Annotated in this window: 13 protein-coding genes; 3 read left to right on the top strand and 10 right to left on the bottom strand. The window is 70.1% G+C overall.

Annotated features, from left to right (window positions below):
* Positions 1-181: 181 nt before the first annotated feature.
* Positions 182-1168 carry an o-succinylbenzoate synthase gene (locus ACWCO2_RS09335; RefSeq protein ID WP_450127225.1) on the top strand — a complete coding sequence of 329 codons (987 nt, stop codon included), beginning with the start codon at positions 182-184 and terminating at the stop codon, positions 1166-1168.
* Between the two features lie 313 nt (positions 1169-1481).
* On the opposite strand, the gene ACWCO2_RS09330 is transcribed toward ACWCO2_RS09335, so the two are convergent.
* The 8 genes from ACWCO2_RS09330 to ACWCO2_RS09295 form a co-directional block, all read right to left on the bottom strand.
* Entirely contained in the window at positions 1482-2276 is a 795-nt protein-coding gene (locus tag ACWCO2_RS09330) for an SRPBCC family protein (RefSeq protein ID WP_450127224.1), read from the bottom strand.
* Between the two features lie 204 nt (positions 2277-2480).
* A complete protein-coding gene (locus tag ACWCO2_RS09325) occupies positions 2481-3335 on the bottom strand; it encodes an FAD binding domain-containing protein (protein ID WP_450127223.1) in 855 nt (284 codons plus the stop codon).
* The gene (locus tag ACWCO2_RS09320; RefSeq protein WP_450127222.1) at positions 3332-5764 is read right to left on the bottom strand and encodes a xanthine dehydrogenase family protein molybdopterin-binding subunit; all 2433 of its coding nucleotides are present in this window, start codon (positions 5762-5764) and stop codon (positions 3332-3334) included. The genes ACWCO2_RS09325 and ACWCO2_RS09320 overlap by 4 nt, the downstream gene beginning before the upstream one ends.
* Positions 5761-6327 carry a (2Fe-2S)-binding protein gene (locus ACWCO2_RS09315; protein ID WP_450127221.1) on the bottom strand — a complete coding sequence of 189 codons (567 nt, stop codon included), beginning with the start codon at positions 6325-6327 and terminating at the stop codon, positions 5761-5763. The genes ACWCO2_RS09320 and ACWCO2_RS09315 overlap by 4 nt, the downstream gene beginning before the upstream one ends.
* Positions 6328-6672: 345 nt before the next feature.
* Complete coding sequence (locus tag ACWCO2_RS09310) at positions 6673-7791, bottom strand: XdhC family protein (RefSeq protein ID WP_450127220.1); 1119 nt, start codon at positions 7789-7791, stop codon at positions 6673-6675.
* Positions 7792-7930: 139 nt separating this feature from the next.
* Entirely contained in the window at positions 7931-9007 is a 1077-nt protein-coding gene (locus ACWCO2_RS09305; protein WP_450127281.1) for a vWA domain-containing protein, read from the bottom strand.
* Between the two features lie 77 nt (positions 9008-9084).
* Positions 9085-9978, bottom strand: coding sequence for an AAA family ATPase (locus tag ACWCO2_RS09300; RefSeq protein WP_450127219.1), 894 nt, complete (start codon positions 9976-9978; stop codon positions 9085-9087).
* 44 nt (positions 9979-10022) lie between these two features.
* The gene (locus tag ACWCO2_RS09295) at positions 10023-10286 is read right to left on the bottom strand and encodes a hypothetical protein (protein WP_450127218.1); all 264 of its coding nucleotides are present in this window, start codon (positions 10284-10286) and stop codon (positions 10023-10025) included.
* Between the two features lie 120 nt (positions 10287-10406).
* On the opposite strand from ACWCO2_RS09295, the gene ACWCO2_RS09290 reads away from it, so the two are divergent.
* Positions 10407-10964, top strand: coding sequence for a suppressor of fused domain protein (locus ACWCO2_RS09290; RefSeq protein WP_450127217.1), 558 nt, complete (start codon positions 10407-10409; stop codon positions 10962-10964).
* Positions 10965-11266: 302 nt separating this feature from the next.
* Entirely contained in the window at positions 11267-11497 is a 231-nt protein-coding gene (locus ACWCO2_RS09285; protein WP_450127216.1) for a PspC domain-containing protein, read from the top strand.
* Here the strand turns inward: ACWCO2_RS09285 and ACWCO2_RS09280 are convergent, their stop codons facing one another.
* The gene (locus ACWCO2_RS09280) at positions 11498-13507 is read right to left on the bottom strand and encodes a beta-N-acetylhexosaminidase family protein (protein ID WP_450127215.1); all 2010 of its coding nucleotides are present in this window, start codon (positions 13505-13507) and stop codon (positions 11498-11500) included. It abuts the gene before it with no gap.
* A 168-nt stretch (positions 13508-13675) separates the two neighbouring features.
* Complete coding sequence (locus ACWCO2_RS09275; protein ID WP_450127214.1) at positions 13676-14833, bottom strand: MalY/PatB family protein; 1158 nt, start codon at positions 14831-14833, stop codon at positions 13676-13678.
* Between the last annotated feature and the right edge of the window lie 78 nt (positions 14834-14911).

The following is a 14911-nucleotide window of genomic DNA, read 5'->3' as shown; positions in this document are numbered from 1 at the left end:
TGGACTAATGCTCGAGAACTTGTTCAATGCATTTCCGATCCGTTGGACCGCACGGGTGAACCAGCACGAAGCACCTGCGCTGAGCAGGACATCGTTGCTTGCGCCGATCGGATTCGGCCGTTTCCGCGGCGAGCTGATCCCTCGGCACGCCGGAGTGGCGGCGGGGTGAAAGGATCGGGGTATGGATCCTGCGACGATCGAGCTGGCGGAACTGGATGCGGTTCGGGTTTACGCGTTGCCGATGCGCAACAAGTTCCGCGGGGTGACGGTTCGGCGCGGGGTTCTGCTCAGCGGTCCTGCCGGATGGGGTGAGTTCTGCCCGTTCGAGGATTACGACGACGCTCAGTCGGTGCCGTGGTTGAAGGCCGCCTTGGAGCCGTGCAGCGAGCCATGGCCAGAGCCGGTGCGCACGAGCATTCCGGTGAACTGCACCGTTCCGGCGGTGGGCGCGGACAAGGCGTACGCGATCGTCGCAGCGTCCGGTTGTCGCACGGCGAAGGTCAAGGTCGCTGAGCCCGGGCAGGAGCTCGGTGAGGACGTCGAGCGGGTTGCCGCCGTGCGCGACGCGCTGGGTCCGGACGGTGCGATCCGGGTGGACGCCAACGCCGCCTGGGACGTCGACACGGCAGTCGCCCGGATCCGCGAGCTGGACCGGGCCGCCGGGGGTCTGGAGTACGCCGAGCAGCCTTGCCCGTCGGTGGAGGAGCTCGCCGCGGTTAGGCGTCAGGTCGACGTGCGCATTGCGGCTGACGAGAGCATCCGCCGGGCTGAGGATCCGCTGCGCGTTGCGGTGGCTGGGGCTGCGGACGTGGCGATCATCAAGGCGACGCCGTTGGGTGGTGTGCGCCAGGCGCTGCGCGTGGCCGAGGCGTGCGGGCTTCCGTGCGTGGTGTCTTCGGCGGTGGAGACGAGCATCGGGCTCGCCGCGCAGTTGGCCCTGGCCGGGGCGCTGCCGGAACTCCCCTTCGCGTGCGGGCTGGGCACGATGGCGCTGCTGGACGGCGATGTCGTCGCCGACTCCCTGCTCCCGGTGGACGGGCACCTCCCGGTGCTCCGGCGCCCGCCGGAACCGGCCCCGGCCCTGGTCGCGGCGGCCACCCCCACCGCCGACGTCCAGAACCGCTGGCTCGAACGCCTCGTCCGCGTCAACGCCCTCACCCGTGCCTGACCCCACCGGGTGGCAGTTTTGCCTAGAACTGCCCAGCCCCCTACCCGACCGGGGGACGTCCCAGTTTTAGGGAAATTCGGAACACCATACGGCACCGAACCGTGTTTCCGCAGGTAGGAAAGGTCCTTCTGGTTCGAGCTGGGTGGAGGTTCTGGGGTTCCGCCTGGGTGTGGCGGTCAATTTCGCGAGAAATTGACCGCCACCCGGGTCTAAATGACAGCGGCGCATAGCGCCACCTTGGGGGGTGGCGGTCGGGCGAAGGGCTGGCCCAATTTCTCGCGAAATTGACCACTCCCCGGGATGACGGCGGAGGTCAGGCGCGGCGGCGACGACGGCGGCGGATGAGACGGAAGACGACGGCTAGGGCTACGACGGCGATTGCGGCTGGGGCCAGGCGCTTGAGGACCGGGGCGCCCGCAGTGCCGAGGAGGTCGATCGCCTCGTTGTCCGGGACGGCGTCGGCCTTGACGACGGCGTCCGCCGTCCGCGGCGGCTCCGCCGTCGCCGCGCCTGCGGACGCGCCGTTCCCGGCGCCTGCCGGCGTGACCCGCCAGCTCGGCTTCTCCGCGCCTGCGACGCTCGCCTCGCCGGCGGCCGCTGTCGCGGGCTTCGCCGCTGCGGCTTCGCTGGCCGCTTCGGGCTCCCCGGCTGCTGCCGGTGCGCCCTCCTCGGTGAGCTGCTTGGCCAGGTTGGCGGCGAACTGGTTCAGGATCTTGCCGCCGACCTCGGAGATCAGGCCGCGGCCCAGCTGCGCGGGCTTTCCGGTGACCTTCAGGTCGGTGTCGACGGTGACCGCGGTGCTTTCACCTTCGGACTTGAGGACTGCGGCCACGGTCGCAGCGGCGGTGCCGCTGCCGCGGGAGTCCTTGCCGCTGGCGTCGATGACCACCCGGCGGGCTTCCTCGTCGACCTCCTTGAAGGCACCCTTCCCCTTGTAGAGCAGGGTGACCGGGCCGAGCTTGACCTTCACCGAGCCGGAGAACTCGTTGCCCTCGGCTTTGGTGAGCGTGGCGCCGGGCATGCACGGTGCGACCCGCTCCGGGTCGAGCAGCGCCTGCCAGGCCACCTCGACCGGCACCGGAACGCTGAACTGGTGCTGCATCTGCACGGGGAGTCCTCCTGGTTCGAACGAGCTCGGCCCGGCGGAACGGGCCGTCCTGCTGTGAGGCTGCACCGTCCAGCTTCCCAGCCTCAACGCCCGAGGGGTACCCCGTTCGGATCATTGCGCAGCATCCGACCGGCCCAATACCCGCCGAGAAGTCGTGAGTGGCGATGGCAGCCCCTACCACCATCGCCACTCACGACTGGGGATCTATCCGCCAGCAGCCGCGAGGACCGCTCTACCGGTGAGCACCTCCGCGAGGTGTTCGCGGTAGTCGACATCGGCGCTGGCGTCCGCCATCGGGCTGGCGCCCTCCGCCGCGTGGCGCGCCGCTTCGCGGATGGCTTCCGGCGTCGCGGGCTGGCCGACCAGGGCTTGTTCGACTCCGGTCGCGCGGATCGGCGTCGGGCCCATGTTGGTCAGGCCGATGCGGGCTTCCGAGATGCGGCCGTCGACGACTCGCACCGCTGCCGCCACGCCGACTATGGACCACGCCTGCGCGACCCGGTTGAACTTCTCGTAGTGCGCGCGCCAGCCGGTCCACTTCGGCATCCGCACCTCGACCAGCAGTTCACCGGGTTCCAGCGCGGTCGTGAAGTAGTCGACGAAGAACTCCGCCGCGGGCACGGTGCGCCGCCCGGACGGACCGACCAGCACCATCGACGCGTCCAGCGCCAGCGCCGGGGCCGGCAGGTCACCGGCCGGGTCGGCGTGGGCGAGGGACCCGCCGAAGGTGCCGCGGTGGCGGACTTGCGGGTCGGCGACCGTGCGGGTGGCCAGCGCGATCAGCTCGGCGTGCTGCTGCACCAGTGGATCCCGCAGCACGTCGTGGTGAGTCGTCATCGCGCCGATCACCAGCGAGTCGCCGTCCTCGCGGACGCCGCGCAGTTCCTCGATGCGGTTGAGGTCGACCAGCAGTTGCGGGTCGGCCAGCCGCATTCGCAGCACCGGCAGCAGGCTCTGCCCACCGGCCAGCACCTTGGCGTCGTCGCCGAGTTCGGCGAGCGCGGTCACCGCTTCCTCCACTGTGGAGGGTGCGAGGTATTCGAACTGGGCGGGGATCACCGGGCACCTCCCTGGGGGTTCGTCGAACCGAGTCCGCCACCGGCTTCCGGTGCGGTGACACCGCTTTCGCGCGCACCGGTGATGGCGCGCCACACCCGCTGCGGCGAGCACGGCATCTCCACGTCGTCGACGCCCATCGGCCGCAGCGCGTCGACCACGGCGTTCACCACCGCGGGTGTCGAGGCGATCGTGCCCGCCTCGCCAACGCCCTTGACCCCCAACGCGTTCGACGTCGCACGGGTTTCGGTGCGGTCGGTGGTGAACTCCGGCAGGTCGGCCGCCGACGGCACCAGGTAGTCGGCCAGCGTGCCGGTGGTGAGGGTGCCGGTCTCGTCGTACACGGCCTCCTCGAACAGCGCCTGCGCGATGCCCTGCGCCAGGCCGCCGTGTACCTGACCCTCCACGATCAACGGGTTGATCACCGCGCCGATGTCGTCCACGCAGACGTAGTCGCGGATCTTCACCTGCCCGGTCTCGGTGTCCACTTCCGCCGCGCACAGGTGGGTTCCGTGCGGGAAGGAGAAGTTCTCCGGGTCGAAAGTGGCGTCGGCGTCGAGGTTCGGCTCCACCCCGTCGGGCAGGTCGTGCGCCGCGAACGCGGCCAGTGCGACCTCGCCGAGAGCTGTTCCGCGGTCGGTGCCGCGGACGCCGAAGCGACCGGAGGTGAACTCCACGTCGTCCTCGCTGCACTCCAGCATGTGCGCGGCGATCTTCTTGGCCTTCTCCACGACCTTGTCGGCCGCCTGCACCACCGCCATTCCGCCGACCGCCAGCGATCGGGAACCGTAGGTGTCCAGGCCCTTCGGCGAGATCTGGGTGTCGCCGTGCAGCACCTCGACGTCCTCGAACGGCACGCCCAGCCGGTCGGCCACGATCTGGCTCCACGCCGTCTCGTGCCCCTGCCCGTGCGGGGAGGTCCCGGTGACGACCTCGACCTTTCCCGTTGGCAGCACGCGGATCGAGGCGTGCTCCCAACCGCCCGCACCGTAGGACAGCGATCCCAGCACCCTCGACGGGGCCAGCCCGCACATCTCGGTGAACGTCGAGATGCCGATGCCCAGCTGCACCGGATCACCTGTGCGCCGCCGCTCCTCCTGCTCCGCGCGCAGCGCCCGGTAGCCGAACAACTCCACCGCCTTATCGGTGGCGGCCTCGTAGTTGCCGGAGTCGTAGGTCAGCCCGGCGACCGTGTCGTAGGGGAACTCCTCGTGCGCGATCCAATTCTCGCGCCGCACCTCCATCGGATCCACGCCGAGTTCGGCGGCGAGCTCGTCCATCATCCGCTCGATGGCGAACGTCGCCTCCGGACGACCCGCGCCGCGGTAGGCGTCGGTCGGCGTCTTGTTGGTGAACACGTTGGTGCAGCTGAAGTGGTAGGCGGGGATCTTGTAGATCGAGTTGAACATGAACGCGCCGAGGATCGGGATGCCCGGCGTGACCAGGCGCAGGTAGGCGCCCATGTCGGCGAGCAGCTCGACCTTCAGCCCGGTGATCCGGCCATCGCGGGTGGCCGACATCGACAGCTTCTGGATCTGGTCGCGGCCGTGGTGCCCGGAAACCATGGTCTCGGAACGGGATTCGGTCCACTTCACCGGTTTGCCGAGCTTGCGGGCCAGCACGAAGGCGATGAACTCCTCCGGCGTCACCTGCAGCTTGCCGCCGAACCCGCCGCCCACGTCCGGGGCGATGACCCGGATCTTGTGCTCCGGCACGCCCAGCGACATGGCCAGCATCAGCCGCAAGATGTGCGGCACCTGGGTGGCCGACCACATGGTGATCTGCTCGCCCGTCGGGTCGACGACCACCGAGCGCGGCTCCATGAACGCCGGGATCAGCCGCTGCTGCCGGAAGGTCCGCTCGACGCGCACCTCCGAGTTGCGCAGCGCCTCCTCGACGTCACCACCGGTACCGGCTTCCGCCGAGTCGAACGTCCAGGTGGCGTTGCGGTTGGTGCCCAGATCTTCGTGCACCAGCGGGGATTCCGCCTGCAGCGCGGCTTCCATGTCCAGCACCACGGGCAGGTCGTCGTAGTCGACGTCGATGGCGTCCAGCGCGTCGCGCGCCTCGGCCGGGCTGCGGGCCGCGACGACCGCCACCGCCTCCCCGGCGAAGCGCACCTCGTCGACCGCCATCGGCGGGGCTGGCGGGACCTTCATGTCCTCGGTGATCGGCCACGCGCACGGCAGGCTGCCCTGCTCATCGGCGATGTCCCGGCCGGTGAACACCGCGGTCACGCCGGACATCTGCCGCGCGGCGTCGGTGTCGATCGACCTGATCCGGGCGTGCGCGACGGGGCTGCGCAGGATCGCCAGGTGCAGGGTGCCGGCGGGGTTGAGGTTGTCGGTCCAGCGGGTGCGGCCGGTGATCAGCCGCGCGTCCTCCTTGCGCTTTCGAGCGCGCCCCAGTTCGGGTTCCAGGACCGAGGTCATGACTGCCGTCCTCCTGTCACCTTCGGCTGAACGTGGGCGTCGGCGGGTGTTCGCGGCGCCGGGGTGTCCTCGGTGTGCTCGGCCTCCGGCCCGGCGCCCGGCTGCATGCGCTGCGCGGCGTCGGAGACCGCGCGGACGATGTTCTGGTACCCGGTGCAGCGGCAGAGGTTGCCCTCCATGCCCTCCCGGATCTGCTGGTCGTCGGGGTCGCGCACCTCGGCGAGCAGGTCGAGCGCCTGCATGATCATCCCGGGGGTGCAGAACCCGCACTGCAGGGCGTGGTTGTCGTGGAAGGCCTGCTGCAGCGGGTGCAGCTTGCCGTCCTGGGCGAGGCCCTCGATGGTGGTCACGTCGTGCCCGTCGGCCTGCACGGCGAGGACGGAGCAGGACTTCACGCTGTGGCCGTTCAGGTGGACGGTGCACGCGCCGCAGTTGCTGGTGTCGCAACCGATGACGGTGCCCACCTTGCCTAGTCGTTCGCGGAGGTACTGGACGAGCAGCAGGCGCGGCTCGACCTCGTCGGTGTACTTGGTGCCGTCGACGTTGACGGTGATGCGCGGCATTTGGGCGGCCTCCTCGGAGGGACTGGCCCGCGGTGCGCGGACGGTCGGGAACAAGGACTACTCCGCCTGGGTGACGGGAGTCACACCGATAGAGCCTGCTACGCCACACGGACCCGAGCAAGCGCGCAAAAGGCTGGCCGTTGAGTCCCTTCGTTCAGCCTTCCGGCCGCACGCCGTCACCCGGGTCTGAATGACAGCGGCGCGAAGCGCCACCGTAGGGGCGGCGGTCGGGCGAAGGGCTGGCCCAATTTCGCGAGAAATTGACGTTCACCCGGGTGACGGTCAATTTCTCGCGAAATTGACACCCCCCCGTGCCGACCAGGGGTTTTCGTGACCTTGAGTGGGTTAGGAGTGGTGGTGGATGGGGCCTTCTAGCTCGGTCAGGCGAACGCCCTTGCCTCCCCAGCGGAGGGCGATCAGTTCCGCTGCGATGGAGACCGCTGTTTCCTCCGGGGTGCGGGCGCCCAGGTCGAGGCCGATCGGGGAGGACAGCTTGGCCAGGTCCTCGTCGGTGAGGCCTTGTTCGCGGAGTCTGCGGAGGCGGTCGTCGTGGGTTCGGCGGGAACCCATCGCGCCGACGTAGCCGAGGTTCAGGCGCAGCGCTGCCTCCAGCACCGGCACGTCGAACTTCGGGTCGTGGGTGAGGACCATGACCGCGGTGCGCTCGTCGACCCGGCCCGCCGCTGCCTCGGCCGCGAGGTAGCGGTGCGGCCAGTCCACGACGACGTCGTCCACACCCGGGAATCTGCTGTGCGTGGCGAACACCGGGCGCGCGTCGCACACTGTCACGCGGTAGCCGAGGAAGGCGCCCATGCGGGCCATCGCTGCGGCGAAGTCGATCGCGCCGAACACCAGCATCCGCGGCGGCGGCTCGAAGGAGTTCACGAACACCCGCAGTCCCTCGCCGCGGCGCTGGCCTTCGGGGCCGTACTCGATGACTCCGCTGCGACCGCTGGCCAGCATGCCGCGCGCGTCGTCGAGCACCGCGTCGTCGATCCGCGAGGAGCCCAGGCCGCCGCTGCTGCGGTCGCGCCAGACCAGCAGGTGCGCGCCGACCTTCGACTCGTCCGGGTGCTCCACGACGGTGACGACGGCGACCGGTTCCTCGGCGCGCACCGACGCGGCGACCTCGTCCAGCTCGGGGAAGGTCTCGCGATCGACCTTCTCCACGAAGACGTCCAAGATCCCGCCGCAGGTCAGACCTACCGCGAAGGCATCGTCATCGCTGACGCCGTAGCGGCGCACGACCGGCTCGGAACCCTCCAGCACCGCCGTCGCCTCTTCGTAGACGGCGCCCTCGACGCAGCCGCCCGAGACGCTGCCGAACGCCTCGCCCTCGCTGGTCACCAGCATCGAAGCCCCCGGCGGTCGGGGTGCCGAGCGGAACGTCGCGACCACGGTGCCCAGCCCGATGGACTCGCCCGACTCCCACCGCTTGGTCAACTCGTCCAGCACGTCGCGCACAGCGCACCTCCGCTCTCACCGGCGCGGCCATCGACGCCGCGTACGTCCGCAAGTTCAATGGAAATCTCACGTCCAATTTCCATTGAAATCGCGTCCGCAAGTTCAATGGAAATTGCGTCGGGACCGCGGGGAACCGTTGCTAGTTCTGGCACTTCGCGCCTCCGGAACCTGGTTGGGACAGCCGGCGGACCCAGGACCAGACGTCCTCCAGCGAACGCAAGCTGTGCCCGGCGACCATCCTGTCGACGTGCGGCATTGCCGCGACGATCCCGGATTGGACGGGCTGGTAGCCGTCGTGGCCGGCGTGCGGGTTCACCCAGATCACCGCGCGGGCCAAGCGCCGCAGCCGACGCATCTGGTCGGCGAGTTCGGTGGCGTCGCCGCGCTCCCAGCCGTCGGAGAACAGCACGACCACCGATCCTCGCGCGACGCCCCGCTGCCCCCACCGGTCCAGGAACACCCGGAGCGTCTCGCCGAGACGGGTGCCGCCGGAGAAGTCCGGTACCGCGCGGGAAGCGGCGAGCAACGCGGCTTCCGGATCTCGCTGTCGTAGCTGCCTGCTCACCCGCGTCATCCGCGTGCCGAGCGTGAAAACCTCGGTGCTGGCGGGCGATCTGCGCACCACGACGTGGGCGAACCGCAGCAGCGCGTCCGCGTACGGACTCATCGAGCCCGAGACGTCGACCAGCAGCACGACCCGTCGCGGCCTTCGGGAACGACGCTGCCTCCGCAGCCGCACCGGCTCACCACCGGAACGCAGCATCTCGCGCAGCGTGGCGCGGGAGCTCAACGAGCCGCGCTTGCTGCCGCGCCGCCGGAGTGCTGGGCGAGACGGTGGTTCGGGGCGCAGCACCGCGAGCATCCGCCGCAGGTGTTCGCGCTCCGGCACGCCGAGTTCGGACAGGTCGCGTCGGCGCAGGACTTCGGCGTCGCTGGCCGCGGCCGCCAGCGGCCGGTCCGCGTCGCCGTCCTGGTCACCGGAGTCGACCGCGGTCAACGCGGCGATCTGCGAAGGGCGCGGAAGCGGACGGCCCACTGGCTCCGCAGGCGCGTCAGCGGAACCGAACCAGGATTCGAAGGCTGCGTCGTAGCGCGGCAGGTCGTCCGGGTCGGAGCACAGCGTCAGGCGGCCCGCCCAGTAGACCGCGTCGCGGTCGAAGCCGACCTGCTCGACGGCGGCGAGGAAGGCCTGCACGCGCGTCGGTCCGCAGGCCATGCCTGAATGCCGCAGGGCACGCGCGAACCCGACCAGACCAGTCACGGTGTGCAATTCCGCCCCCCTTCGGGATCCGCTCAGCGCTCGGCGGTGAGGACGCCCGAAGCTCGCACCCGCTCCGCGTCCTCGCGGTACTTGAGCACCGCGCCCAGCGTCGTCGCAGCCACCTCGGTGTCCAGTTCGTCCTGCTCCAGCGCCTGCAAGGCCTGCGCCCAGTCCAGCGCCTCGGCCACGCCCGGCGGTTTGAGCAGTTCCATCTGCCGCATCCGCTGCACGGTCGCGGCCACCTGCTCGGCCAGCCGCTGGTCGAGCCCCGGCAGTCGGCGCCGCAGGATCGCCACCTCGCGCTCCAGGTCCGGGTGCTCCAGCCAGTGGTAGAGGCAGCGGCGCTTCAACGCGTCGTGCACCTCGCGGGTCCGGTTGGACGTGAGGACGACGATCGGCGGCTGGACCGCCGACACCACTCCGAACTCCGGAATGGTGACGGCGTATTCCGACAGCACCTCGAGCAGAAAGGCCTCGAACTCGTCGTCGGCGCGGTCGATCTCGTCGACCAGCAGCACGCACGGCGACTCTTGCAACGCCCGCAACAACGGCCTCGCGAGCAGGAACCTGCGGGTGTAGAGGGAGGATTCGGCGGCCTCGGCGTCCAGCTCGCCCCCGGCGGCGGCCTCCAAGGTGCGCAGGTGCAGCAGCTGCCGCGGGAAGTCCCAGTCGTAGAGCGCCTGCGCCGCGTCGATGCCCTCGTGGCACTGCAACCGGATCAGGTCCACCCCGAGCGCGGTGGCCAGGGCCTGCGCCAGCGCGGTCTTTCCGGTGCCCGGCTCGCCCTCGCACAGCAGCGGGCGCTGCATCCGCATCGCCAGGAACGCCGCAGTGGCGATGCCGTCGTCGGGTAGGTAGCCGGTGCCGTCCAGCGCTTCGGCGACCGCGGCCGGGGACTTCAGGTCGAACGCGTCATCCACCGCCATACCGCGAGCGTATGCGAACAACCACTGCGAAGGCGATCATCCGATCATCCGGCTAGCAGTTCCCGGACCGCGTCGGTGACTGTGCCAACCTCCAAGTCCGGGATCGGCGCACCGCGTCCCAAGTACCGCCGGACGACGGCGTAGGGCAGATCCACCACAGCCAGCCCGAGTTCGCGGTCCAACGCGAAGACGACCGCACCTCGCTCGATCCACAGCCACGGACCGGCCCGGATCACTTGGCCGCTGGTGTGGCGCCCGCTGCACGACGCGTTGCGCGAGGACTGCCTCGACCGCGCCGAACGGGCCACCACCGGCACGGTGCGGAAACCGGCCCACTGGTCGTGGTGGGTGCGCGTGCTGGCCTCAGCGCGGGGCAGGGTCGCCGAACCTCGCCGATAGGATCTCGACGTGGTTCGGAAGGGGGCGCATTGAGTCGGTTCAGCGGGTTTCCTGAGCACATCGAGAAGCACGTCGGTCGAGTTCGCGGTGCGGACAGCCGGATGGCCGGTGGGCGCGACCGGGGCTACGACCTGGTCTACTGCGACCACCCGGGCGGCGCGCACGTCACCGTACTGACCAGCGGGTTGCGCGACCGCACCGCCGGTGCGCCACTGCCGCAGGAGCTGGTGTGCACGCTGCAGGCGGATCAACAACTGCACGCCCGGCACCTGGCCGGGGTGATCGCCGAGCTGCTGACCGAGTCGGACAGCCGCGTCGGATACGGCGCGCTGATCATGAACGACCGGATCCTGCTGCCGGAGTCCGAGATCGCCGGAGCCCTGGCCGCGCCGCACCCCTACCTGGGCGATGAGTTCGACGTCCTGATCGACGCCTCCGGGCAACCGGTCCTGCAGCTCATCACCCTCGTCCCGATCACCCGAGGTGAAGCCCAGCTGGTCGCCCGCTACGGCCGCGACGCCCTGTACGACCGCTGGGAGCAAACCTCCGCCAATCTCCTGAACATCCACCGCCCCTGCACCGCCTGAACCCCCATTTTTGGAATTCCAGTGGTCCTTTTGCGTGGCGGTGCCGGTAGCGGAACCTCAGCGCCCGCCTGGACTCCGGGTGCCAACCCTTATGCATGCCAATACACGGCGGATTGGCAGTCCTCGCCAGGCGAACGCTGAGAACCCGCGGCGGTGCAAGCTGCGAGGGTGGGCTAAACGCCTCCGGCGTTTCAAAGACAAAGACCAGTCGGCCAGGTCCGGGGGGGCGTCAGGGCTGGATCAGGGGTCACTCGGGGTTGTTCCCGGACCTGGCGGAGGCGTTCGCGGCGCAGGATCTCGGTATGCCCGAAGAGATCCCCAGCATCACCGCCGCGAACGCCGACACCTCGAGCAAGAAGTTCCGGCGCAGCCGCGACGAGCGGATGATCGCCGGGCTGTGCGGCGGAGCCGCCAAGGCTCTCGGCGTGGACCCCGTCCTGGTCCGGGTGGGGCTCATCGCCGCGACGCTGTTCGGCTTCGGCGCGGGCACCATCCTCTACCTGGCCTGCTGGCTGGTCGTCCCGGAGGAGTGATCAGCGCAGGCCTGGCGCCTGTTCGACGAAGGTGTCCAGCACACCGTCGCCCACGTAGACCGTCCCCTGGGGACGGACCTTGCCCGGCACGGTCCGGATCTGCCCGGCGCGCGAGGCGAACTGCTTGGCCTCGGCGAAGTGCCCGGTCGCGGCCGACTCGTCGCCGTCCACCCGCGCCTGCAACCCGTCGAGCGAGGCCACCATCGCCTGGCCCCAGAGCCCGGTGGCGGTCAGCCAGGGTTCGACGTCCGAGACGAAGTCCTTCGGCGCTCCCTGCTTGATGCGGCCAGGTGCGTCGGCGATCGCCTGCGCGTAGTCGCGCAGCTCGCGCACCGCCTTCGCGCGGTCGCCGCTGCCCCACGCCGCCTGGAACTGCTCGATGCGGCGGGACAGTTCCGGCGCCTGCGGCAGCCACGCGCGCCCGCTGGGCAGCGGCCCCATGTGCTCCAGGTCGAAGAACACCAGCAGCGCATCCGCGGTCGCCGGGTCGGCGACCAGGGCTGGGTTCTCACCCGCCGCGCGCTGGCCCGCCAGGTAGTCAGCCGCTGCCTTCCAGGCCCGCTGCGCGTCGAAATCCTTGTCGTTCCAGTAGAAATCGGCCGCCCCGAACTCCACGACCTTGCTCGCCGCAGCCAAGTTCATCGGGTTCACCACGCCGCCGGTGAGCTGCTGGTTCAGCCCTGGCTCGCGCTTCTCGTACGTGCCGAGCAGCACGCGGCCGACCGAGCCGTCGAAGTCGTTGACCGGGTAGTTGTCCCACAGGAAGAGCTTGCGGCCCCAGACCTTTTCGGCCTGCTGCGCATCGGAAACCGTGATCTGGCGCGGAATCACGCCATCCCCGGTCCACATCGTCAGCACCCGCGGGTCCAGCGCCTCGCGGATCGCTGTCTTGTACGGCGAGTCCTCCACGTCGGAGTACTCGGTCGGCACGAACTGCAGCGGCGCCACCCCGGGGTGGGTGTCGACGAACTCGTGCTGCACGCGGTTGAGCAGATCCGCCTGCGCCTGACCGGCCGCGCCCTGCGACGGGCTGCCGTACTTGGACTGGTCGCCGTCGCAGTTCCACCGCGTGTAGGTGATGTCGTCCAGCGGCACGGAGAAGTCCCGCACGCCGGCGTCGTAGACGGCCTGCAGCTTGGCCACCAGCGCCCGGAAGTCCGACTCGTCGGTGTAGCAGATCGAAACACCCGGTGAGAGCGCGAAGGTGAACTTCACGTGGTGCGCGGCGGCCTGCCCGATCAGCTGCTGCACCGAGGCGAACTCGTCCGCCGGGTACGGCTCGCGCCACTTCTCCCGGTGGTACGGGTCGTCCTTGGGCGCGTAGATGTAGGTGTTGAACTTGACGTCGCCGTAGAAGGCCAGCTGGTCCATGCGCTGCTGGTGCGTCCACGGTGGACCGTAGAAGCCCTCGACGCTGCCGCGCACCGGCATGTCCGGGTGGTCGGAGATGCCGACACCGGCGAGCCGACCTGGCGAGGCGAGCTGGCGCAGCGTCTGCACGCCGTAGTACGCGCCCGCCGCGTCGGAAGCGCCGATGACCATGGCCGGGTCCGTACCGCCGCGCCCAGCCAGCACGTAACCCTCGGCTGGCACCTTCTCCGGAGCGTCGAAGTCCAGGGCGCGCAGACCCTCCGCCACGGCCTGCGAGCTCCGGCCGCCGATCTGGATGCGCAGCGCAGCGTCGCTCGCGGGCTCCTGCCCCGGCTCGCGCACCACGACCTCGCTCGCCCCGGCCATCTTCAGCACCTGGGTGGCCAGGTCGCGGGTGGGCTTGTCAACCAACTCGTCGACCACCAGCTCGACCTTGTCCCGCACGGCGATGTCGTCGCCGATCCGCCGGATCTCCTTCGGCTGCGGCGTCACCTGCGGCACCCCGGTCCCGGGCAGCGACTCCGCCGTCGCCGGCGCGCCCTGCTGCGGTGGCTGCGGGGCGTTGGTGCAACCCGCCAGCACGGCGCACATCAGCGTTGCGACCGCGATGGAACGCGACCGGGCATTTCGACCGAACATGACCCCTACCTCGCCTGGACTCCGAACGGAATCAAGGAGATCACATCGCGGTCTCGATCGCTGGCAGGGTGCACCCCGACCCCGCCGGAAGCCCCTAAGGTGCGCGCCTGACCCGGCGCTTCCCGTCATTTCCCAACACGCCCCGGTGTGTCGGGACCCTTCACAGCATCAGGCGTGCACCGCCTCGGCCAGCCCGGTGATGATCTGCTCCAGGACCGGTCGAGGCGTGGCGAACGTCAGCCGCGCGTGACCGCGCCCCTCCACACCGCACGCCGCTCCATCGGTGAGCGCGATCCGCGCCTTCGCCAGGAAGAACTCGGCCGGGTGATCGCCGAGGTCGAGCGCGCGGAAGTCCAGCCAGCCCAGGTAGGTGCCCTCCGGCACGAGGTAGCCGACCTCGGGCAGGTGCTCAGCGAGCAGTTCCGCCACTGCGTGCCTATTGCCGTCGAGGTAGTCGATCACCTCGGCCAGCCACGGCTCGCCCTCGGCGTAGGCGGCGGTGGTGGCGAGCACGCCGTGCGTACCCGCTCCGAGCACCGCGAGGTCGCCCGCAGCAGCCAAGGTCGCAGCGTCCGCGTCGTTGCTCACGATGAACTGGGCGCACTTCAACCCGGGCACGTTCCACGCCTTGGTCGCCGCGGTGGCGGTCACCGCGTGCCCGGCAGCGGTCTCCGACAGCGACGCGTAGGGAACGTGCTGGTGCCCGGGGTAGACCAGCGGAGCGTGGATCTCGTCGGCGAACACCCGGCCGCCGTGCCGGTCCACCACCTCGCAGACCGCGGCCAGCTCCTCCGGCGTGAACACCCGGCCGAGCGGATTGTGCGGGTTGCACAGCACCAGCAGGTGGCCACCGGCCCGGAACGCCGCGTCCAACGCGTCCAGGTCGAGGACGAACCGCGCGCCGTCGCGAACCATCGGCACCGCGATGACCTCGCGGCCGAGCTCGCCAGGCACGTCCAGGAACGGCATGTAACCGGGCGTCGGCATGATCACCGCGCTGCCGGGCCGGGAGAAGTGGTTCACCGCGATGGCCAAGGCCCGGTGCACGTCAGGAATCGCGGTGATCCACTCGGGATCCACCTGCCAGCCGTGCCGCCGCGCCTGCCAGTCGGCGCAGGCCCGCGTCATCTCATCGGTCAGCCGCGGCGGCGTGTAGCCGAAGTTCATCGCCTCCACCGCGGAACGCACCGCCCGCATGACCGGCGGCGCGGCGGGGAAGTCCATCTCCGCGACGAAAGCACCGAGCGCGTCCGGATGCAACGTCCACTTCAAACCACCACGGGCGCGCAGCTCGTCAACGGTGATGGCGTCGAAAGCGTGCCCCATCCTGCCCCTTCCCCAGCCCGAACCACTTCCGCCGATCATCGTCGTCCAGTCGGCTCCGCAACACCGCCAGAGTCGTGA

This window comes from Saccharopolyspora sp. NPDC002376 (genome assembly GCF_053593195.1).
This window is presented reverse-complemented; position numbering and strand designations above follow the sequence as displayed.

Bases quoted from the DNA above. Each gene is read 5' to 3' on its own strand.
- ACWCO2_RS09280 (WP_450127215.1), bottom strand. From the start codon at position 13,507: ATGTTCGGTCGAAATGCCCGGTCGCGTTCCATCGCGGTCGCAACGCTG.
- ACWCO2_RS09315 (WP_450127221.1), bottom strand. From the start codon at position 6,327: ATGCCGCGCATCACCGTCAACGTCGACGGCACCAAGTACACCGACGAG.
- ACWCO2_RS09320 (WP_450127222.1), bottom strand. From the start codon at position 5,764: ATGACCTCGGTCCTGGAACCCGAACTGGGGCGCGCTCGAAAGCGCAAG.
- ACWCO2_RS09300 (WP_450127219.1), bottom strand. From the start codon at position 9,978: ATGGCGGTGGATGACGCGTTCGACCTGAAGTCCCCGGCCGCGGTCGCC.
- ACWCO2_RS09305 (WP_450127281.1), bottom strand. From the start codon at position 9,007: ATGGCCTGCGGACCGACGCGCGTGCAGGCCTTCCTCGCCGCCGTCGAG.
- ACWCO2_RS09335 (WP_450127225.1), top strand. From the start codon at position 182: ATGGATCCTGCGACGATCGAGCTGGCGGAACTGGATGCGGTTCGGGTT.
- ACWCO2_RS09275 (WP_450127214.1), bottom strand. From the start codon at position 14,833: ATGGGGCACGCTTTCGACGCCATCACCGTTGACGAGCTGCGCGCCCGT.
- ACWCO2_RS09285 (WP_450127216.1), top strand. From the start codon at position 11,267: ATGCCCGAAGAGATCCCCAGCATCACCGCCGCGAACGCCGACACCTCG.